At 67.2% G+C, this 21,034-nt stretch carries 10 protein-coding genes and 3 pseudogenes; all 13 read left to right on the forward strand.

From position 1 onward, the window contains the following. A pseudogene (locus B4U45_RS27465) lies at window positions 1–1,356 on the forward strand (PE family protein); the annotation flags it as partial. A 1,189-nt stretch (window positions 1,357–2,545) separates the two neighbouring features. Then, window positions 2,546–4,726 (forward strand): PE domain-containing protein, encoded by a 2,181-nt coding sequence (locus tag B4U45_RS29995; protein WP_158006340.1) that lies wholly within the window; start codon window positions 2,546–2,548, stop codon window positions 4,724–4,726. Window positions 4,727–4,819: 93 nt separating this feature from the next. Further along, window positions 4,820–5,879, forward strand: a pseudogene (argC, locus tag B4U45_RS27480) (N-acetyl-gamma-glutamyl-phosphate reductase). Continuing rightward, complete coding sequence (gene argJ / locus B4U45_RS27485; protein ID WP_075547257.1) at window positions 5,876–7,087, forward strand: bifunctional glutamate N-acetyltransferase/amino-acid acetyltransferase ArgJ; 1,212 nt, start codon at window positions 5,876–5,878, stop codon at window positions 7,085–7,087. Before argC ends, argJ begins: the two are co-directional and overlap by 4 nt. After that, window positions 7,084–7,158: pseudogene (locus tag B4U45_RS30620) on the forward strand (hypothetical protein); the annotation flags it as partial. The gene argJ and the pseudogene B4U45_RS30620, both read left to right, overlap by 4 nt. Before the next feature lie 26 nt (window positions 7,159–7,184). Then, window positions 7,185–8,066 (forward strand): acetylglutamate kinase, encoded by an 882-nt coding sequence (argB, locus tag B4U45_RS27490; protein ID WP_075547258.1) that lies wholly within the window; start codon window positions 7,185–7,187, stop codon window positions 8,064–8,066. Next, complete coding sequence (locus tag B4U45_RS27495) at window positions 8,063–9,253, forward strand: acetylornithine transaminase (protein WP_075547259.1); 1,191 nt, start codon at window positions 8,063–8,065, stop codon at window positions 9,251–9,253. Before argB ends, B4U45_RS27495 begins: the two co-directional genes overlap by 4 nt. After that, the gene (gene argF, locus B4U45_RS27500) at window positions 9,250–10,176 is read left to right on the forward strand and encodes an ornithine carbamoyltransferase (RefSeq protein WP_075547260.1); all 927 of its coding nucleotides are present in this window, start codon (window positions 9,250–9,252) and stop codon (window positions 10,174–10,176) included. The genes B4U45_RS27495 and argF overlap by 4 nt, the downstream gene beginning before the upstream one ends. Further along, on the forward strand, window positions 10,173–10,682 hold the full coding sequence (locus tag B4U45_RS27505) for an arginine repressor (RefSeq protein ID WP_075547261.1): 510 nt from the start codon (window positions 10,173–10,175) through the stop codon (window positions 10,680–10,682). The genes argF and B4U45_RS27505 overlap by 4 nt, the downstream gene beginning before the upstream one ends. 17 nt (window positions 10,683–10,699) lie before the next feature. Continuing rightward, window positions 10,700–11,896 carry an argininosuccinate synthase gene (locus B4U45_RS27510; protein WP_075547262.1) on the forward strand — a complete coding sequence of 399 codons (1,197 nt, stop codon included), beginning with the start codon at window positions 10,700–10,702 and terminating at the stop codon, window positions 11,894–11,896. Window positions 11,897–11,975: 79 nt separating this feature from the next. Further along, window positions 11,976–13,424: an argininosuccinate lyase gene (gene argH, locus B4U45_RS27515; RefSeq protein ID WP_075547263.1), complete on the forward strand. Its 1,449-nt coding sequence runs from the start codon at window positions 11,976–11,978 to the stop codon at window positions 13,422–13,424. A gap of 66 nt (window positions 13,425–13,490) precedes the next feature. Continuing rightward, complete coding sequence (locus tag B4U45_RS27520; RefSeq protein ID WP_075547264.1) at window positions 13,491–14,552, forward strand: type III polyketide synthase; 1,062 nt, start codon at window positions 13,491–13,493, stop codon at window positions 14,550–14,552. 89 nt (window positions 14,553–14,641) lie between these two features. Then, complete coding sequence (locus B4U45_RS27525; protein ID WP_083154405.1) at window positions 14,642–21,025, forward strand: type I polyketide synthase; 6,384 nt, start codon at window positions 14,642–14,644, stop codon at window positions 21,023–21,025. The last annotated feature ends 9 nt before the right edge of the window (window positions 21,026–21,034 follow it).

Genomic DNA, 21,034 nt, shown 5'->3' on the forward strand with positions numbered 1-21,034 from the left:
GGGGCCGGCGGCAACGGCGGCACCGCCGGATGGTTCGGCAACGGTGGGACCGGCGGCGACGGCGGCAGCGTCAACGGCACCGGCGCCGGCGGGGCCGGCGGTAACGGTGGCAACGCCACATCCATCGGCAGCGGCGGCAACGGCGGCCTCGGCGGGTCAACCTTTGCCGCGCTCGCGGGTGCCGGCAGCGGCGGGAACGGGGGCAATGCCATGGGTCTTGTCGGCGCCGGCGGCAACGGCGGCAATTCCGGCAATTCCCCTCTCAACTTGATTACGCCTGCCAGCGGCGGCAATGGTGGCAACGCCGCCACCACCGTGATCGGCAATGGCGGCAATGGCGGCAGCGGCATCAACGGCGGCACCAACGGTACCGGCGGCACGCCCGGGCAGCTGGGCAGTCCCGGCCTAGCCGGGGGGGTGGCCCCGCCGCCGAGCACCACCAACGCGTATGAAGCCTTGGTAGCGAATACGGCTGTGAATCTCGCCAGCACGAGCGCTGCCTCTGCCGGCAGCCCGGCGCCTTTCCTGAACCAGATCGCCGATAACCTGGAGGGCTACATCCAGCTGACTGGCCAATCGCTCAGTGCCGCCGTCACCGACTTCACTGGCAATTTGTCTAACTTGCCCCAACACCTGATGGCGGCTTTCTCCGACCTTATGGCGGGCAACGTCAGCGGTGCCGTGCAGCAGGTGGCGACCGGCGTGTTCGGCCTCTTTGTCGATACCTCCAGCCTGTTCACCGTGACCGGCAACTTCCCGCAACTCACCGCGGTCGTCAACGGTGCCCTTGGAGACCTGCTGCCGATCCTGACCATCCCCGGAGACTCGGCGCAGAACTTCGCCAACGTGGTCAAGCTGCTTACCGACCCGACCATATCGGTGGATGTCACGAATTTCTTGGCTCCCACCCAGACGCTCGGGTTCCCGGTGGCATTGGGTCTGGAGCTGGTCGGTCCGGCGTTCTCCACAGCCGCCGCGGCCGGAAAAAGTGCCACGGCATTTTCCCAAGCCGTGCAGGCCGGCAACATACCGCTGGCTTTGACCGCATTGGTAGACGCACCCGCCGTCATCGCAGATGGCTTCCTCAATGGCCAATACGTGCTGCCCACGCCGCTGACGTTGACGGTTCCGTTTGTGGTCCCCCTGATCGGCGTCGTGCCAGAAACGATCACGCTGCAGAACAACGTCCCCTTCAACGGGATCCTGCACCCCCTCGAGCGCATCACGGCTATTGCGCCAAACCCGCTCAGCGGCGGCATGCTCAACGTCACAACCAACGGCACGCAGATCGGCGGCATCGTTCCCGCTTTGCTGAACTATTGGCCCCAACAGCTCGCGAACGCCATCGGGGCGTAGTTGCTGAGCTGTGCGTCGCGCGAAGAGCTATAGCGACTATTTCGCCAGCTAGTCCCGCAAGCCCGCGCTGAAGCGTCACACGCTGGTGCCGGCCGGGCAGCCGTTTCAGCATCATCTGCTCGCTGCCGCGCGTGGTGGCGGTGGTGATGGCGCTGTCGGGTCCGGGCTGCCGGTCGCGGGATCCCGCTCGATCGGGTCGCGGATGGTTCGGCCCACGTCGAGACGTCCGGCGTTGTCCTGGTGAGCGGACCGCCGTGGGTGTCAACCTCGCGGTGGCCGGCGTTTTCGCCGACGAGGTTGTCCGTATTCGGTTCATGTCGGTGGGTGCGTCCGCTCACCAAGTATGAATTCATAATCACCAAATCTCTCGGCGGGGATATATGTGTGGCTTCCCACGGGTTTGTGCGACTTTCGACCACGGACGCGCCGGCCTGCGCCATATCGTGCCACGGCGTAGGTGATTTGCCTTGACCAATTCGCATGCTAATGACGGCGGTTAGGCTGATTTGGCAAACCACACTAACCGCTTGGCATGTCTCCGGCGACGTAATTGCCTGGTGCTTGCGGTGGCATAACACCGGGTAAGGCCAGTGGCCTTCCAATCTGAACATTCGGCGCCGGTCCTCACTGCAGCTAACGAGATGGTGTCATCACCGCCTCAAGTGCTCACTCGCTGGAAGCGGTTCCCGCCGAGCGCCTTTCGTCGGTCGGGATTGCGACGATGATGAGCGATCCGACAACGACTGGCTTTTGAATGCATGGCGAGCGCTGTCGTAGCGCTCAAATGCGTTGTTATACAACAGGACAATAACTTGAGTCGGTTTAGCTGGGTAAGGCTGCTGGTAGGTGTGCATCGAGGGCGCGGGCGATTGCTGTCGTCGCGTGGCGGCAAGTCTCCTGACAAGCCAATCGAAATTTGCTATGGCGCAACAAGTTCGCTGTTTGCAATAGCGTCGCGTACTACAGTCCCGCACCGGACCCAGCCGGATCGCTGCCCTGAGTGGAGTTGAACTCCTTCGGTCAAGTGTTACCTCGCTGCTAATCACGTAGATACGTTCGACCCAATCAACTGAAAACGATCGTTTTCCGTTGTTGGTGTGCCCCAGCGGATTACGTTTCTTTTTGCCGATGAGGTCGGGTCTCATCGGGTCAAACCGTTCATGTTGTGGGGGCGATGAGCATGTCATTTGTGAACGCTGTGCCTGCGGTTGTCCAGGCGGCAGCCCAGGATCTCGCAGGTATTCGCCTGGCGCTGGAAGAGGCCACCGCAGCAGCGGCGGCTCCCACGACTGCGTTGGCGGTGGCGGGCGAAGATGAGGTATCAGCTGCAATCGCAGCACTATTCGGCACTTTCGGTCAGGAGTACCAAGCCATCAGTGCCCAGGCGTCGGCGTTTCATGCAGACTTCGTCAAGCTGTTGAACGGCGCTGCGTCTTCATACGTCGAAGCCGAGGTAGCGAATGCTGTTTCAGTCCTCACCGGCCAAAATGCCGCTGCTGCAGTGGGCGGCGGGCTCAACGGAGGTCTGACCGCCGCTTTCAATGGTGAACTGGCTCTCCAGGCTGCCAACTCGTTCGCGACCGCGTTTGGTGCCGGAGCTTCCGGTCTCGCCCTGCAGACCGGAGGAGCCATCGTGTCCGGTGTCGGCACGGGGTTGGTTCAGACGGGCGAAGTCATCGTGGCGGCCGGCCACTCCCTGCAGAATTTCGGCGTTCTCATGTCGGGCGTCGGCGCTGGGCTGAGCGCCCAGGCACGTGCCGCCCTGACACAGGCATTGGCGTTGGGCGGTTCGTTGAGTGCTCAACTCGGCGCGTCGCTGTCAGGCAGCCTCGACCTTGGCCTACCGGAGCTGATCGCGGCATTCAACGGTGGCTTGACCGGACTGATCCACACGGGTCAAACCCTGACTGGGAACGTGCTCATAGGCTTCAGCAGCGGGCTTAGTGAGCTCATCCAAACGGGCGGAACACTATTGGCAAACTTCGGTGGCAGCTTGCCTGAGATTGCCGCCCACCTCAATGCTGCCTTCTCGGCGACTTTAGGTGGGGCGTTGCCGACGTTGGTGGCGGCGGTCAACGGTGGTGTGACGGGGTTGCTTCAGACGGGTCAGTCGCTGGCGACCAGCTTGGCGGGCGGCTTCGGTGGTGGCCTCAGTGGGCTGATTCAAACGGGTGAGAGTCTTGTTGCCAGCTTGGCCGGTGGGTTGAGTCTGCCGGCGTTGGCCGCGCAGTTGTCGGCGATGTTGCAGGCCAGCCTGGGTGGGTCGTTGCCGCAGCTGGTGGCCGCGGTCAGTGGTGGGTTGCATGGGCTGGTCGAGGTGGGGCAAAACTTCACGGCCGCGTTGAGCGCGGTGCTCAATGCCCCGGCGGTGGTGGCCGCGCTCAACGGCGGGCTGCACGGCCTCGTTGAGCTGGGCCAGACGTTCGTGGCGACCCTGACCGGTGGGTTGAGTGCTCCCGCGCTAGCCGCACAACTGTCGGCGATGTTGCAGGCCAGCCTGGGCGGATCATTCCCACAGCTGGTGGCCGCGCTCAATGGTGGCCTCAACGGGCTGATCCAGACCGGCCAGTCGTTGGCGACCAGCTTGGTCGGCAATTTCGGTGGGGGGTTAAATGCCCTGATTCAGACCGGACAGACGTTCGTGGCCAGCTTGGCGGGCAGCTTCAATGCTCCGGCGTTGGCCACACAGCTCACTGCGATGTTGCAGGCCAGCCTGGGCGGATCGTTCCCGCAAGTAGTGGCCGCGCTCAACGGTGGGCTCAACGAAGTGATTCAAACCGGTCAGAATCTGGTCGGCAGCCTGGGAGCAGCGTTCGGTGGAAGCTTGCCGGAGCTGGCGGCGAGGCTATCCGCGGCCTTGTCGGCGGGCCTGAGCGGCAGCCTGTCGGCGGAACTCAGTGCGGCCCTGGCGACGAGCGTCAGCGGCGCCTTGTCCGCATTGGGGTCGGGGCTGGTACAGACCGGTGGAATGCTGGCGGGCGGTCTGGGTGCTGGGCTCTCGGGTCTCATCGGCACGGGCCAAGTGCTCGCCGGCAGCTTCGGTGCAACCGCTTCCGGACTATTGCGGACGGGCGAAGCCCTCGCGGCCATTTGGGAGAATGCCGCGGCTCAGATCGGCGGTGCGCTCGGCGGCGCCGTCGAGGCAAGCCTCGGCGTCGGGTTTCCGGGGCTGTCCCAGGTCGGTCTGACGCTTGCCACAGGTATCGCCAACGCCACCGTCGGACTCGCCCAGACCGGATGGGTCATCCTGACGGCGTTGGACAATGCATCTCTTGGACTCGCTGCCAATATCGGCGCTGCCCTGGCCAACCTCCAACTCGCCATCCAAGCGGCGTTGAACGCGAGCCTCGGTGTTCAGGTCGGTGCCTAGTAGCCCGACGGCGTCGTGGTGCGCCCCCAACCGTGGCGGCACCAGCGCCCGGCCGACACACCCCGGAATGGATTTGCAAAGATCTGCATAACCATGCAGAATCGGCCGAATGGCCGATGTGACGAGGGTGGCGGTTGCCGGTGCCAGCGGCTACGCGGGCGGTGAGATCCTACGCCTATTGCTCGGGCATCCAGCCCACATCGCGGGCCGGTTGACGATCGGCGCGTTGACCGCGGCGGGCAGCGCGGGTAGCGCGCTGGGTGAACACCACCCGCACCTGGTGCCGTTGGCCGAGCGAATTCTCGAACCCACGGAGCGCAACGTGCTCGACAACCACGACGTGGTGTTCCTCGCTCTGCCACACGGATATTCGGCGGCGCTGGCCGCGCAGCTCGAGCCGGAGACCCTAATCGTCGACTGCGGGGCGGACTTCCGGCTTACGGACGCGGCGGCCTGGGAGCGGTTCTACGGATCCCCGCACGCCGGCAGCTGGCCCTACGGTCTACCGGAGTTGCCGGGTGCGCGGGAGCAGCTCAGCGGTGCGCGCCGCATCGCGGTGCCCGGGTGTTATCCGACCGCCGCGTTGCTGGCCCTGCTGCCTGCCATGGCCGACGATCTCATCGAGCCGGCGGTGACCGTCGTTGCCGTCAGTGGAACATCAGGGGCGGGCCGCGCGGCCAAGACGGACCTACTCGGATCGGAAGTCATCGGGTCGGCTCGGGCCTACAACATTGCCGGTGCCCATCGGCACACCCCGGAAATCGCGCAGGGGCTGCGCGCGGTCACCGGCCGCGACGTCACGGTGTCGTTCACCCCCGTTCTGATTCCCACCTCGCGCGGCATTTTGGCCACCTGTACCGCGCGCACCCGCTCGCCGATTGCCCAATTGCGGGCGGCGTACGAAAAGGCCTACGACGCTGAGCCATTCATCCATCTGCTGCCTGAGGGCCAGTTGCCCCGCACGGGCGCGGTGATCGGCAGCAACGCCGCGCATATTGCCGTCGCCGTGGACGAGGACGCCCAGACGCTGGTGGCCCTGGCCGCGATCGACAACCTGGTCAAAGGGACAGCCGGCGCCGCGATCCAATCGATGAACCTGGCGCTGGGCTGGCCGGAAACCGACGGCCTGTCAGTCGTGGGAGTGGCACCGTGACCGAAACACCAACCGCCACAAGGTTGCTGCGTGCTCAAGGCGTCACCGCACCGGCCGGCTTCCGGGCTGCCGGCATCGCCGCTGGTATCAAATCATCCGGCGCCCCCGACCTCGCGCTGGTCTTCAACGAAGGCCCCGACTATGCCGCCGCCGGGGTCCTCACCCGAAACAAGGTCAAGGCCGCGCCGGTGTTGTGGACCCAGCAGGTGCTGACCACCGGCCAGTTGCGCGCGGTGATCCTCAACTCCGGCGGCGCCAACGCCTGTACCGGTCCGGGCGGCTTTCAGGACACCCACGCCACCGCCGAAGCGGTCGCCGCCGCGCTGTCGGACTGGGGAACCGAGACTGGGGCCATCGAGGTCGCCGTTTGCTCGACGGGCCTGATCGGCGACCGGCTGCCGATGGACAAGGTGCTCAACGGCGTTCGGGACATTGTGCATGAAATGCACGGCGGGCTGACCGGCGGCGACGACGCCGCACACGCCATCATGACCACCGATACCGTTCCCAAACAGGTTGCGCTGCACCATCAGAAGTGGACGGTCGGCGGGATGGCCAAGGGTGCGGGCATGCTGGCGCCGTCGCTGGCCACCATGCTGTGTGTGCTGACCACCGACGCGGTCGCCGAGCCTGCGGCACTCGATCACGCGCTGCGCCGAGCCACCGCCCGCACCTTTGACCGGCTCGACATCGACGGCAGCTGTTCCACCAACGACACGGTGCTGTTACTGGCTTCGGGGGCAAGCGAATTCGCGCCGTCGCAAGCCGACCTCGACGACGCGGTGCTGCAGGTGTGCGACGACCTGTGCGCTCAACTGCAAGCCGACGCCGAAGGCGTCACCAAACGCGTCACCGTAACGGTACGAGGAGCAACCAGCGACGACGACGCGTTGACCGCCGCTCGGGTAATCGCTCGCGACAGCCTGGTCAAGACGGCGCTGTTCGGATCCGACCCGAACTGGGGCCGGGTGTTGGCCGCCGTCGGGATGGCGCCGATCACCCTTGACCCCAATCGAATCAGCGTGGCGTTCAACGGCGCAGCCGTCTGCGTCGACGGAGTGGGTGTTCCGGGGGCACGCGAGGTCGACCTGTCGGCAAAAGACATCGACATCACCGTGGACTTGAATATCGGCGATAGGCAGGCCACCATCCGGACCACCGATCTGTCGCACGCCTACGTCGAAGAGAACTCGGCCTACAGCTCATGACCCGCGCCGGCGACGATGCAGTGGGGGCACCGCCCGCGTGCGGGGGACGAAGCGATGAGGTGGGGGCCCCACCCGCATGCGGGGGAGAGCGGCGCTCATGAGCATCGAGGCACTGACCACTCAGGTCAAGGCGCAGGTGCTGGCCGAAGCCCTGCCCTGGCTGAAGCAGTTGCACGGCAAGATCATTGTGATCAAGTACGGCGGCAACGCGATGATCGACGACACGCTGCGGCAGGCATTCGCCGCGGACATGGCATTTCTGCGCAATTGCGGGATCCATCCGGTCGTGGTGCACGGCGGGGGACCGCAGATCACCGCGATGCTACGGCGGCTGGGCATCGAAGGTGACTTCAAGGGCGGATTCCGGGTCACCACACCGGAAGTGCTCGACGTGGCGCGCATGGTGCTGTTCGGCCAGGTGGGCCGCGAGCTGGTGAACCTGATCAACGCGCACGGTCCCTATGCCGTCGGGATCACCGGTGAGGATGCCCAACTATTCACCGCGGTGCGGCGCAGCGTCACCGTCGACGGCGTGGCCACCGACATCGGCCTGGTCGGCGACGTCGACAAGGTAAACACCGATGCGGTGGTGGATCTCATTGGCGCACGCCGGATTCCGGTGGTCTCGACGCTGGCGCCGGACGCCGACGGTGTGGTGCACAACATCAATGCCGACACGGCCGCGGCAGCACTCGCAGAAGCCCTGGGAGCCGAAAAGTTGCTGATGCTCACCGATGTCGAGGGCCTGTACACCAGCTGGCCGGACCGTAATTCCTTGGTCAGCGAAATCGACACGGCCACACTGGCGCAACTGCTGCCCACCCTGGAAGCGGGAATGATCCCCAAGGTCGAGGCGTGTCTGCGAGCTGTCGACGGCGGCGTGCCCAGTGCGCACGTCATCGACGGCCGGGTCAAACACTGTGTGTTGGTGGAGCTGTTCACCAACGAGGGCACCGGCACCAAGGTGGTGGGCGGGTGACACAAACCGAAAGCATGCAACAACGGTGGCAGGCCGTGATGCTGAACAACTACGGCACCCCACCGATAGCGCTGGCCAGCGGGGACGGCGCCGTAGTGACCGACGTGGACGGCAAAACCTACGTCGACCTGCTCGGCGGCATCGCGGTCAACGTGCTGGGCCATCGCCACCCGGCGGTCATCGAGGCTGTGACGCACCAGCTTTCAACGCTGGGCCACACCTCCAACCTGTATGCCACCGAACCCGGGGTCGCTCTGGCCGAAGAGTTGGTGGCGCTGCTGGGCGCTGAAACCCGAGCACGAGTGTTCTTCTGCAACTCCGGGACCGAGGCCAACGAGTTGGCATTCAAGCTGTCCCGGCTCACCGGCCGCACGAAACTGGTTGCCGCCCAAGAAGCTTTCCACGGCAGGACGATGGGTTCGTTGGCGCTGACCGGGCAGCCGGCCAAGCAGGCGCCGTTTGAGCCGTTGCCGGGCTACGTCACCCACGTTCGCTACGGCGACGTCGACGCGTTGGCCGCCGCGGTCGACGACGGCACCGCCGCAGTATTTCTCGAGCCGATCATGGGGGAGAGCGGTGTGGTCGTGCCGCCTGAGGGCTACCTGGCGGCCGCCCGCGACATCACTTCGCGACACGGCGCGTTACTGGTGCTCGACGAGGTGCAAACCGGAATGGGCCGCACCGGCGCCTTTTACGCCCACCAGCACGACGGCATCACCCCGGACGTGGTGACCCTGGCCAAGGGGCTCGGGGGCGGGCTGCCGATCGGGGCGTGCCTGGCCGTCGGGCCGGCCGCGGAACTGATGACCCCCGGGCTGCACGGCAGCACCTTCGGCGGTAACCCGGTGTGCACCGCGGCGGCTCTGGCAGTGCTGCGAACGCTGGCGACCGAGGGCCTGGTCCGCCGCGCCGATGTGTTGGGCAAAACGCTGCGCCAGGGCATCGAATCACTGGGACACCCGCTGGTCGACCACGTCCGCGGCCGGGGACTACTGCTGGGCATCGTGTTGACGGCCCAGCAGGCCAAAACCGCGGAGGCGGCCGCCCGCGACGCCGGTTACCTGGTCAACGCCGCCGCGCGCGACGTCATCCGGCTGGCGCCGCCGCTGATCATCACCGAAGCTCAGCTCGACGGCTTCGTGCACGCGCTGCCGGGCATCCTCGACACCGCCGGAGCACAGACATGACCAGACATTTCCTGCGCGACGACGACCTGTCGCCCGCCGAGCAGGCCGAGGTCCTCGAGCTTGCCGCCGCGCTCAAGAAGGACCCGTTCAGCCGCCGCCCGCTAGAGGGGCCGCACGGGGTAGCGGTGATCTTCGACAAGAACTCCACCCGCACCCGGTTTTCCTTCGAAATGGGCATCGCGCAACTTGGCGGCCACGCCGTCGTCGTCGACGCCAAGAGCACCCAGCTGGGCCGCGACGAAACTCTGCAGGACACCGCAAAAGTGTTGTCCCGCTTCGTTAATGCCATCGTCTGGCGGACGTTCGGCCAAGACCGCCTGGACGCCATGGCCGGTGCCGCGACGGTGCCGGTGATCAATGGGCTGTCCGACGAGTTCCACCCCTGCCAGGTGCTCGCGGATCTGCAGACCATCGCCGAGCGCAAAGGGTCACTGCGTGGCCTGCGGCTGTCGTATTTCGGCGACGGCGCCAACAACATGGCTCACTCGTTGCTGCTCGGCGGGGTCACCGCAGGTATTCACGTCACCGTCGCGGCACCCGAAGGCTTCCTGCCGGATCGCAACGTGCTGGCCGCAGCCGAAAAGCGCGCCCAGTCGACCGGCGCCTCGGTGACGGTGACCGCCGACGCCAAGGCCGCAGCCGCCGCCGCCGACGTCCTGGTGACCGATACCTGGACGTCGATGGGACAGGAGAACGACGGGGTGGATCGCGTCAAACCGTTCCGCCCGTTCCAGGTCAACGAGCGACTACTGGGTCTGGCCGACTCGGAAGCCGTTGTGCTGCATTGCCTTCCGGCACATCGCGGCGACGAGATCACCGACGACGTGATAGACGGCCCAGCCAGCGCGGTTTGGGACGAGGCCGAAAACCGGTTGCATGCTCAGAAAGCGCTGCTGGTGTGGCTGTTGGAGCGGTCGCGATGACGCGCGACGGCGGATCCAAGGCCACACCCGAAGTCACTCGCGCCGGTCGGCAGGCCCGCATCGTGGCGATCCTGTCGACGCAACCGGTCAGCAGCCAAAGCGAACTGGCGGGGTTGCTGGCCGGCGACGGCATCGAAGTAACCCAGGCCACGCTGTCGCGTGACCTCGAAGAGCTTGGCGCGGTCAAGCTGCGCGGCGCCGACGGCGGGGTCGGGGTCTATGTCGTGCCCGAAGACGGCAGCCCGGTGCGCGGGGTCACCGGGGGCACCGGACGGTTGTCCCGACTGCTGGGTGAGTTGCTGGTGTCCACCGACGCCAGCGCCAACCTGGCCGTGCTGCGCACTCCACCGGGCGGCGCACACTACCTGGCCAGCGCCATCGATCGCGCGGCGCTACCCTACGTCGTCGGCACTATCGCCGGCGATGACACCGTGTTCGTGGCCGCCCGCGAGCCGATGACCGGCGCTGAGCTGGCGTCGGCGTTGGAAAAGCTTTGGAAAACCTGAAATAAAGGAGTTGGTTCATGTCAGAACGCGTCATCCTGGCGTATTCGGGCGGCCTGGACACCTCGGTGGCCATCAGCTGGATCGGCAAGGAGACCGGCCGCGAGGTCGTGGCGGTGGCGATTGACCTCGGCCAGGGCGGCGAGGACATGGAGGTGGTGCGGCAGCGCGCACTGGATTGCGGCGCCGTCGAAGCTGTTGTGGTCGATGCCCGCGACGAGTTCGCCCAGGGCTACTGCCTGCCCACCATCCTGAACAACGCCCTGTACATGGACCGCTACCCGCTGGTGTCGGCGATCAGCCGACCGTTGATCGTCAAGCACCTGGTTGCGGCCGCACGCGAGCACGGCGGCGGGATCGTGGCGCACGGCTGCACCGGCAAGGGTAACGACCAGGTTCGGTTTGAAGTCGGATTCGCTTCGCTGGCACCGGATTTGGAGGTGCTAGCGCCGGTCCGTGACTACGCCTGGACCCGGGAGAAGGCGATCGCGTTCGCCGAGGAAAACGCCATCCCGATCAACGTCACCAAACGCTCACCATTTTCCATCGACCAGAACGTCTGGGGCCGTGCGGTGGAGACCGGCTTCCTGGAGCACCTGTGGAACGCCCCCACCAAGGACATCTACGCCTATACCGAAGACCCGACGGTCAACTGGAACACTCCCGACGAGGTGATCGTCGGATTCGAGAGGGGCGTTCCGGTATCGATCGATGGCCGATCGGTGTCGGTGCTGCAGGCCATCGAGGAACTCAACCGCCGCGGCGGTGCGCAAGGTGTCGGCCGGCTCGATGTGGTCGAAGACCGGTTGGTCGGCATCAAGAGCCGCGAGATCTACGAGGCGCCGGGAGCGATGGTGCTCATCACCGCCCACACCGAACTCGAACATGTGACATTGGAGCGCGAGTTGGGCCGGTTCAAGCGTCAGACCGACCAGCGCTGGGCCGAGTTGGTGTACGACGGGCTGTGGTATTCGCCGCTGAAGATCGCGCTGGAAAGCTTCGTCGCCACGACCCAGGAGCACGTGTCCGGCGAGATCCGGATGGTGTTGCACGGCGGCCACATCGCGGTCAACGGGCGGCGCAGCGCCGAATCCCTCTACGACTTCAACCTGGCCACCTACGACGAGGGCGACACCTTCGACCAGTCGGCCGCCCGCGGATTCGTCTACGTGCACGGGCTGTCGTCAAAACTGTCCGCCCGCCGGGACCTGCAGTGACGGGTTCCCGCCGAGCAGACACAGAATCGCACCGATACGCCCGCCCGCGTGCGATTCTGTGTCTGCTCGCGGAGAAAAAGTGAGCACCAACGAGGGGTCGCTGTGGGGCGGGCGGTTCGCCGGCGGCCCCTCCGACGCACTGGCCGCGCTGAGCAAGTCCACTCAGTTCGACTGGGTACTGGCCCCCTACGACATCAAAGCCTCCCAGGCCCACACCAAGGTGCTCTTCGGAGCGGGCCTGCTCACCGAAGAGCAGCGTGACGACTTGCTGGCCGGCCTCGACCGCCTCGCAGCCGACGTCGCCGACGGCAGCTTTGGCCCACTGCTCACCGACGAGGACGTGCATGCCGCGCTGGAACGCGGACTGATCGAACGAGTGGGTCGCGAGCTGGGCGGCCGGCTGCGGGCCGGCCGCTCCCGCAACGACCAAATCGCCACGCTGTTCCGGATGTGGCTGCGCGACGCGGTGCGCCGGGTCGGCGCCGGTGTGCTCGACGTCGTGCAAGCCCTGGCCGTTCAGGCCGCCGCGCATCCGAGTGCGATCATGCCCGGCAAGACACACCTGCAGTCGGCCCAGCCGATCCTGCTGGCCCACCACCTGCTGGCACACGCTCATCCGTTGCTGCGGGACGTGGAAAGAATCGTCGACTTCGACAAGCGCGCGGCCGTGTCCCCGTACGGCTCGGGCGCATTGGCCGGCTCGTCGCTCGGCCTGGACCCGGACGCGATCGCCGCGGAGCTGGGCTTTACGGCTGCCGCCGACAATTCGGTCGACGCGACCGCCGCCCGTGATTTCGCCGCCGAGGCGGCGTTCGTGCTGGCCATGATCGCGGTCGACCTGTCGCGGCTGGCCGAGGACATCATCATCTGGAGCACGACGGAGTTCGGTTATGTGACGTTGCACGACTCCTGGTCCACCGGTAGCTCGATCATGCCGCAGAAGAAGAACCCGGACATTGCCGAACTGGCCCGCGGCAAGTCCGGGCGGTTGATCGGCAACCTCACCGGTCTGCTGGCGACGCTGAAGGCCCAGCCATTGGCCTACAACCGCGACCTGCAGGAAGACAAGGAGCCGGTGTTCGACTCGGTCGCTCAGCTGGAGCTGCTGCTGCCGGCGATGGCCGGCCTGGTGGGCACCCTGACCTTTCACGTCGAGCGGATGGCGGCACTGGCGCCCGCCGGCTACACCCTGGCCACCGATATTGCTGAATGGCTTGTGCGCCAAGGAATTCCGTTTCGCACCGCGCACGAGACCGCCGGCGCGGCGGTGCGCGCCGCAGAAGCGCGTGGCGTCGGGCTGCCGGAGCTCACCGACGACGAGCTGGCCGCCATCAGCCCCGATCTGACGCCGCGGGTTCGTGACGTCTTGACCGTGGAGGGTTCGGTGGCCTCGCGCGACGCGCGGGGCGGTACCGCCCCGCGCCGGGTTGCCGATCAGCTCAACGCCGTGAACAACGCCGTCGACCGGCTGCGCCAGAAATTGACGCCCTTGGCGAAATCGCGCGCCGGTCCGTTCCCGGCAGACTAGACTTTGACTCCTAGGTAGCCAATCGAACGTTTCGGCGTTGATGTTCGTGTTAAAGGGGTGGGACCAGTGAGCGTCATCGCCGGTGTGTTCGGTGCTCTGCCGCCATATCGCTATAGCCAGCAGGAACTCACCGAAACATTCGTCAACATCCCGGATTTCCGGGGCTACGAAGACGTCGTCCGGCAGTTGCATGCCAATTCGAAGGTCGACAGCCGTCACCTGGTCCTGCCGTTGGAGATGTACCCGAAGCTGAACGACTTCGGCGAGGCCAACGAAATTTTCATCGACAAAGCCGTAGACCTTGGCGTCGAAGCCCTGATGGGGGCGCTCGATGTGGCCGGGCTGCAGCCCGAGGACCTCGATCTCATCATCACCACCACGGTCACCGGTGTGGCGGTGCCGTCGCTGGACGCGCGCATCGCCGGCCGGGTCGGGTTGCGCCCGGATGTGCGGCGGTTGCCGCTGTTCGGCCTGGGCTGCGTGGCCGGAGCGGCGGGTGTCGCGCGGCTGCACGACTACCTGCGCGGAGCGCCGGACGGCATCGCGGCCCTGGTTTCGGTCGAGTTGTGCTCGCTCACCTATCCCGGATACAAACCCTCGCTGGCCGGTCTGGTGGGCAGTGCATTGTTTGCTGACGGCGCCGCCGCAGTGGTGGCGGTGGGGGACCGTCGCGCCGACCACGTCGGTGCCGACGGACCGGACATCCTCGACTCGCGCAGCCATCTCTACCCCGACTCACTGCGCACCATGGGATACGACGTCGGCTCCGCCGGATTCGAGCTCGTCCTGTCCAAGGATCTGGCGGCCGTTGTCGAGGAGTACATGGCCGAGGACGTCAGCACTTTCCTGGCCGCGCACGACTTGAGCACTACCGACATCGGCGCCTGGGTGACCCACCCCGGTGGCCCCAAGATCATCAATGCGATCACCGAGAGTCTCAACCTGCCCCCGGAGGCGTTGGAGCTGACCTGGCGCTCGTTGGGCGAGATCGGCAACCTCTCCTCGGCGTCGGTGCTGCACGTGCTGCGCGACACCATCGCCAAACCGCCGCCCAGTGGAAGTCCGGGTCTGATGATGGCGATGGGCCCCGGATTCTGCTCCGAACTAGTACTGCTGCGCTGGCACTAGTCGACGTGGACTGTCTGCTCGGTCTGGGGGTTACGGAGGCGGCGTGCCGGTCGCGCCGATTCCTGGAGTAGTACGAAAGACCGCGTGGTATGGACAGCACCCGAGAACAGCTCATCACGGCCCTGCGCAAAACACTCAAGGAAAACGAGCGGCTGAAGCGGGACAACCGCGACTTTCTGGCCCAGACGACGGAGCCGGTGGCCGTGGTGGGGATCGGCTGCCGGTATCCGGGCGGTATCGACAGCCCCGAAAGCCTGTGGGAGATGGTGGCCGCCGGCCGGGACGTGGTGTCGGACTTTCCGGGTGATCGTGGCTGGGACCTGACGAATCTGTTTGACCCCGACCCCGACGCGGTGGGCACCTCGTACACCCGCAGCGGCGGATTCCTCAGCGACGTCGCCGGTTTCGACGCCGAGTTCTTCGGGATAGCGCCCAGCGAGGCGTTGGCGATGGATCCGCAGCAGCGGTTGCTGCTGGAGGTGTCCTGGGAAGCCTTGGAACGCACCGGGATTGACCCGACCACGCTGCGCGGCTCGGCGACCGGCGTGTTCGTCGGCGTGTTCCACGGCTCCTACGGCGGGCAGGGCCGGGTGCCCGGCGACCTCGAGAGGTACGGCCTGCGCGGTTCGACGTTGAGTGTGGCGTCGGGTCGGGTGGCGTATGTGCTGGGGTTGGAGGGCCCGGCGGTGTCGGTGGATACGGCGTGTTCGTCGTCGTTGGTGGCGTTGCATCTGGCGGTGCAGTCGTTGCGCTCGCGCGAGTGTGATCTGGCGTTGGTGGGTGGGGTGACGGTGATGGCCACCCCGGCGATGTTCGTGGAGTTCAGTCGGCAACGGGCGCTGGCGCCCGACGGTCGGTGCAAGGCGTATGCGGGGGCTGCCGACGGCACCGGCTTTTCCGAGGGCGCCGGGGTGTTGGTGGTGGAGCGGCTCGCCGATGCGCGGCGGTGGGGGCATCCGGTGTTGGCGTTGGTGCGGGGTTCGGCGGTCAATCAGGATGGCGCCTCCAACGGGCTGGCGACACCGAATGGGCCGGCGCAGCAGCGGGTGATTCGGGCGGCGTTGGCCAGCGCGCGTCTTGGGGTGGCCGAGGTGGATGTGGTGGAGGGGCATGGGACCGGGACCATGCTGGGGGATCCGATTGAGGCGCAGGCGATTGTGGCCACTTACGGGCAGGGGCGCAGCGAGCCGCTGTGGTTGGGGTCGATCAAATCCAACATGGGCCACACGTCGGCGGCGGCGGGGGTGGCCGGGGTGATGAAGATGGTGTTGGCGATGCAGCATGGGGTGTTGCCCAAGACGTTGCATGTGGATGTGCCGACGCCGCATGTGGATTGGTCGGCGGGGGCGGTGTCGTTGTTGACCGAGTCGCGGCCCTGGCCGGCTGAGCCGGCTGAGCCGGCGGCGGGTCGGGGGCAGGGCCGGCCGCGTCGGGCCGCGGTGTCGTCGTTTGGGATCAGTGGCACTAATGCGCATGTGATTCTCGAGCAGGCGCCCTCGTTGGATGGTGCCGCGGCCAGTGAGCTGGCCGAGCCGGTTGCCGGGGTGGTGCCGTGGGTGGTGTCGGCGCGTTCGGGGCCGGCGTTGGCCAATCAGGCGCGGCGGTTGTTGGCGTGGGTGGAGCAGCGTCGGGATTTGGCACCGGCGGATGTGGGGTGGTCGTTGGTGTCCACCCGGTCGGTGTTCGAGCATCGGGCGGTGGTGGTGGGCGCCGAGCGGGCGCAGTTGCTGTCGGGTTTGGCCGGTCTGGCCGCCGGTGAGCCCGGTGCTGCGGTGGTGGCCGGCCGCGCCCGGCCGACCGGCCAAACCGTGTTCGTCTTCCCCGGCCAGGGGTCGCAGTGGGTCGGCATGGGGGCCCAGTTACTCGACGCCGCACCGGTTTTCGCCGAGCACCTGCGTCGCTGCGACAAAGCCCTTGGTGAGTACCTACCCTGGTCGTTGCTCGACGTGGTGCGCGGCGCCCCGGGAGCGCCCGGGCTGGACCGGGTGGATGTCGTCCAGCCGGCGCTGTGGGCGATCATGGTGTCGCTGGCCGAATTGTGGCGATCGGTCGGGGTGGTGCCCGACGCGGTGATCGGGCATTCGCAGGGCGAGATCGCGGCGGCCTGTGTGGCCGGAGCACTGTCGGTGAACGACGCGGCTCGGGTGGTGGCGCTGCGCAGCCGGCTGTTGGTGCGGTTGGCTGGTGCCGGCGGTATGGCGTCGATCTCCTGTCCACTGAGCCGCGCCCGGGAGCTGCTGTCTCACTGCGGCAGCCGTCTGAATATCGCTGCGGTCAACGGTGTTTCGACGATCGTGGTCTCCGGAGAAGTGCCCGCCGTCGAGGAACTGATCCGGCGTTGCGACGCGGCCGACATCCGGGCCCGCCGGGTCGACGTCGACTACGCGTCGCACTCCGCCCACGTCGACGAGATCCGGACCGAACTCACCGCCGCCCTGGCCGGCATCGAGCCCCGATCGGCGTCCATCGCCTTCCTCTCCACCGTGACAGGTCAATTCACGGATACCGCCGGCCTCAACGCCGACTATTGGTATCAAAACATCCGCCAGACGGTGCAATTCGACCGGGCCATCCGCACCGCCTTCGACGCCGGATACCAGGTCTTCATCGAGTCGAGCCCGCACCCCGTCCTGACCGCCGCCATTGAAGAGACGTTGACCGACCACGACTCCGCCGGCGCCGACCAACCGATCGTCATCCCGTCACTGGGCCGCGATGACGGCGGACTGGACAGATTCTGGCTGTCGGCAGCACAGGCCCACGTGGCGGGCGTCGGGCTGGATTGGGCCGCGGCGTTCGCCGGTCTGCACGCTCGCCGGGTGGAGCTGCCGACGTACGGCTTCGTCCATCGCCGATTCTGGCTACCCCAAACCGATGCCGGGCGATTGGATGCGGGGCGTCTGGGGTTGACCGGCGCCGCGCACGGCTTGCTGGGTGCGGTAGTCGAGCGGCCCGACTCCGGCGGAGTCGTGCTGACAGGCCAGCTATCGGTGGCCAGCCAGCCATGGTTGGCCGACCACGCGGTGGCGGGGGTGGCGTTGTTCCCGGGTGCGGGATTCGCGGAGCTGGCTATCCGGGCCGGCGACGAGGTCGGCTGCGCCACCGTGGCGGAGCTGACGGTGATCGCCCCGCTGCTGTTGCCGACGGCCGGCGCGGCGCAGGTGCAGCTCGTGGTCAGTGACGAAGATGCGTCGGGCCGCCGCAGCGCATCGATGTATTCGCGTGCTGCCCAACCGGATTCGGCCTGGACGTTACACGCTGAGGCGGTGTTGGCGCCCGGGGTCCTCGCTCCGGGAACAGACCTATCGGTATGGCCACCGGCGGGCGCAGCCCGGTTGGATGTGGCCGACGCCTACGAGCGGCTGGCCGTACGGGGCTACACGTATGGTCCGGCGTTTCGCGGTCTACGGGCGATGTGGCAGCTGGGGGAGGCGATCTTCGCCGAGGTGTCGCTGCCCGAGCACGCCGGCCTGGACGTCGGCGGATTCGGCATCCATCCGGTAGTGCTTGATGCGGCACTGCATGCGGTGGGCGTCGCCGGCGCGCAGGACAAAACGGTGCTGCCGTTCTCGTGGCAGGGCGTGTCGCTGCATGCCGCGGGGGCATCCCAGGTGCGGGTCCGCCTGGCTCCTGCGGGTGCCGACGCGGTGTCGCTGGAATTGGCTGATACGGCGGGCTTGCCCGTCTTGACCGTACGGACCGTGGCGTTTCGTCCGTTGCCCGACCGGGCGCTGTCCGCGGTCGCGCGTGGTGACGGCGGCTTGTTCCAGGTCGGTTGGTCGCCGATAACGCTGGCGCACAACCGTATTGCCGAGGCACCCACGACGGTGTGGGAGTTGGCTGCCCAGGTGCCACGGCAGGCGGACGTGGTGGAATCGGTGCGCGCGGCCAGCCATGCGGTGCTGGCGGTGTTGCAGTCGTGGTTGTCCGGCGACGAGGACGGCGTTCTGGTGGTGCTGACCCATGGCGCGGTGGGTCTGGCGGACGAGGACGTCACGGACTTGGCCGGTGCGGCGGTGTGGGGGCTGGTGCGTTCGGCGCAGGCGGAGCATCCCGGCCGGGTGGTGCTGCTGGATTCGGACGGGTCGGTGGATGTCAGCGCGGTAACCCGTTCTGGTGAGCCGCAACTGGTGGCGCGCGGCGGTGTGGCCTATCAGGCTCGGCTGCGGCCGGCCGACCCGACGCTTCGGCCGCCCGCGGTCCCGTCGGGGTGGCGCTTGGTCCCCGGAGGCGCGGGCACACTCGACGACGTGCAGGTGGGCCCGTGTGAGCGAAGCGAGCTCACCGCCGGGCAGGTACGAGTAGCGGTGGGCGCGGTCGGGGTGAACTTCCGCGACGTGCTGGTGGCGCTGGGCATGTATCCGGGCGGGGGCGAGCTCGGCATCGAGGGCGCCGGGGTGGTCGTCGAGATAGGGCCGGGTGTTTCCGGGGTGGCCGTCGGCGACGCGGTGATGGGGCTGCTCGGCGTGGCGGGACCCGAGGCGGTGGTGGATCAGCGGCTGGTGACCACGGTTCCGGCGGGCTGGCCGCTGGATACGGCTGCCGGTGTCCCGGTGGTGTTCCTGACGGCGTTCTACGGTCTGTCGGACTTGGCGGGGGTGCGGGCCGGGCAGAAGGTGTTGGTGCACGCGGCTGCCGGCGGGGTGGGTATGGCCGCGGTGCAGCTGGCCCGGCGCTGGGGCCTGGAGGTTTTCGCCACCGCCGGTCGCGGCAAGTGGGATACCTTGCGGGAGCTTGGTTTTGACGACGACCATATCGGCGACTCCCGCACCCTGGAATTCGAGGAGAAGTTCCGCCACACCACCGGCGGCGCCGGAGTCGACGTGGTGCTCAACTCGCTGGCCGGCGAGTTTGTCGACGCGTCGCTGCGGCTGCTGAGCCCGGGCGGACGCTTCATCGAAATGGGCAAGACCGATATTCGCGACCCGGAGACGATCGCCGGGCGGTATCGGGGCGCCGGTTACCGTGCGTTCGATCTGATCGAAGCCGGGCCGGACCGGATCGCGCAGATGTTGGCCGAACTGATGGAGATGTTCGCCGCCGGAGAGTTGAAGCCGTTGCCGACCAAGGCCTTCGACATGATGCTGGCCCGGCGGGCGTATCGCTTCGTCAGCCAGGCCCGCCATATCGGCAAGGTGGTGTTGACGGTTTCCGACAGCGCCGCCGGGCTTGCCGGGGGCACGGTCGTGATCACCGGCGGGACCGGGATGGCTGGTGCGGCGCTGGCTCGCCACGTCGTGTCGCGCCACCGGGTGGCCCACGTGATGCTCGTCAGTCGATCCGGGACCCGGGCGCAAGGGATTTCGGAGCTGGCCGCCGAGGTGCGGGATGCCGGTGCCCAGGTTTGGGTAGCGGCGTGTGACGTGGCTGACCGTGACGCGGTTGCGGCGCTGCTCGCGCAGGTGCCGCCGCGGTATCCGCTTCGGGGGGTGTTTCATGCCGCCGGGGTCCTCGACGACGGGCTGATCGCCTCGCTGACGCCCGACCGGATGGATGCCGTGCTGCGCGCCAAGGTCGACGGGGCGTGGAATTTGCACGAGTTGACCCGAGATCTGGATGTCTCGGCGTTCGTGCTCTTTTCGTCGATGGCCGGCGTGATGGGTACCCCGGGCCAAGGCAATTACGCGGCGGCCAACAGCTTCCTCGACGGGCTGGCGGCGTATCGGCGCGCGCATGGGTTGCCGGGATTGTCGGTGGCCTGGGGGTTGTGGGAACAGGCCAGTGCGATGACCCGGCATCTGGGGGACCGCGACAAGGCCCGGATGAGTCGGGCGGGGCTGGCAACCCTGTCAACCGCGCAGGCGCTGGAGTTGCTCGATGCCGCAATGGTCGCGGACCGCGCCGTCGTGGTGGCCACCCGGCTCGACACCCGGGTGCTCGGCGCCGACGGCACCGCGCCATCACCGTTGCTCAGCGAGTTAGCCGCCCGCCCGACCCGACGCGTCGTCGACGACACCGACACCGCCGTCTCGGCAACGGGATTGGTATCCAGGCTGCGTTCACTCGGTCCCGAGCAGCGACACCGCGAACTCGTCGACGTGGTCTGTAGCAACGCCGCCACCGTGCTGGGACGTTCCAGCACCGCTGACATCAACGCCCGCCTCGCGTTCCAGGATCTGGGCTTCGACTCGCTGACGGCCGTCGAACTGCGCAACCGGCTGAAAACGGCGACCGGCCTGGCACTTTCGCCCACGCTGATCTTCGATTACCCCACCCCCGCCGCCCTCGCCGAACATCTCGACAGCCGTCTGGCCGCCGCCACCCCGGACCAACCCGATCTCCTGGCCCGCTGCAACGACATGGCCGGCGAGCTCGACAGGCTGATCGACCGCGGCGACTGGGCACCGCAGGACAAGGCACGGCTGGCCGACCGGCTGCACGCAATCCTGGCCCATCTCACCGCCGACGACGACATCGCCACCGCCAGCGAAAGCCAGCTCTTCGCCATGCTCGATGAAGAACTCGGCTCCTGAGCCAGCCAC

The organism is Mycobacterium persicum (assembly GCF_002086915.1).
Taxonomy (GTDB): Bacteria; Actinomycetota; Actinomycetes; order Mycobacteriales; family Mycobacteriaceae; genus Mycobacterium; species Mycobacterium persicum.

What these genes read in the sequence shown, in the direction of transcription:
- argB (WP_075547258.1), top strand. Translation starts at nt 7,185, where the DNA reads ATGAGCATCGAGGCACTGACCACTCAGGTCAAGGCGCAGGTGCTGGCC.
- argF (WP_075547260.1), top strand. Translation starts at nt 9,250, where the DNA reads ATGACCAGACATTTCCTGCGCGACGACGACCTGTCGCCCGCCGAGCAG.
- B4U45_RS27505 (WP_075547261.1), top strand. Translation starts at nt 10,173, where the DNA reads ATGACGCGCGACGGCGGATCCAAGGCCACACCCGAAGTCACTCGCGCC.
- B4U45_RS27510 (WP_075547262.1), top strand. Translation starts at nt 10,700, where the DNA reads ATGTCAGAACGCGTCATCCTGGCGTATTCGGGCGGCCTGGACACCTCG.
- B4U45_RS27525 (WP_083154405.1), top strand. Translation starts at nt 14,642, where the DNA reads ATGGACAGCACCCGAGAACAGCTCATCACGGCCCTGCGCAAAACACTC.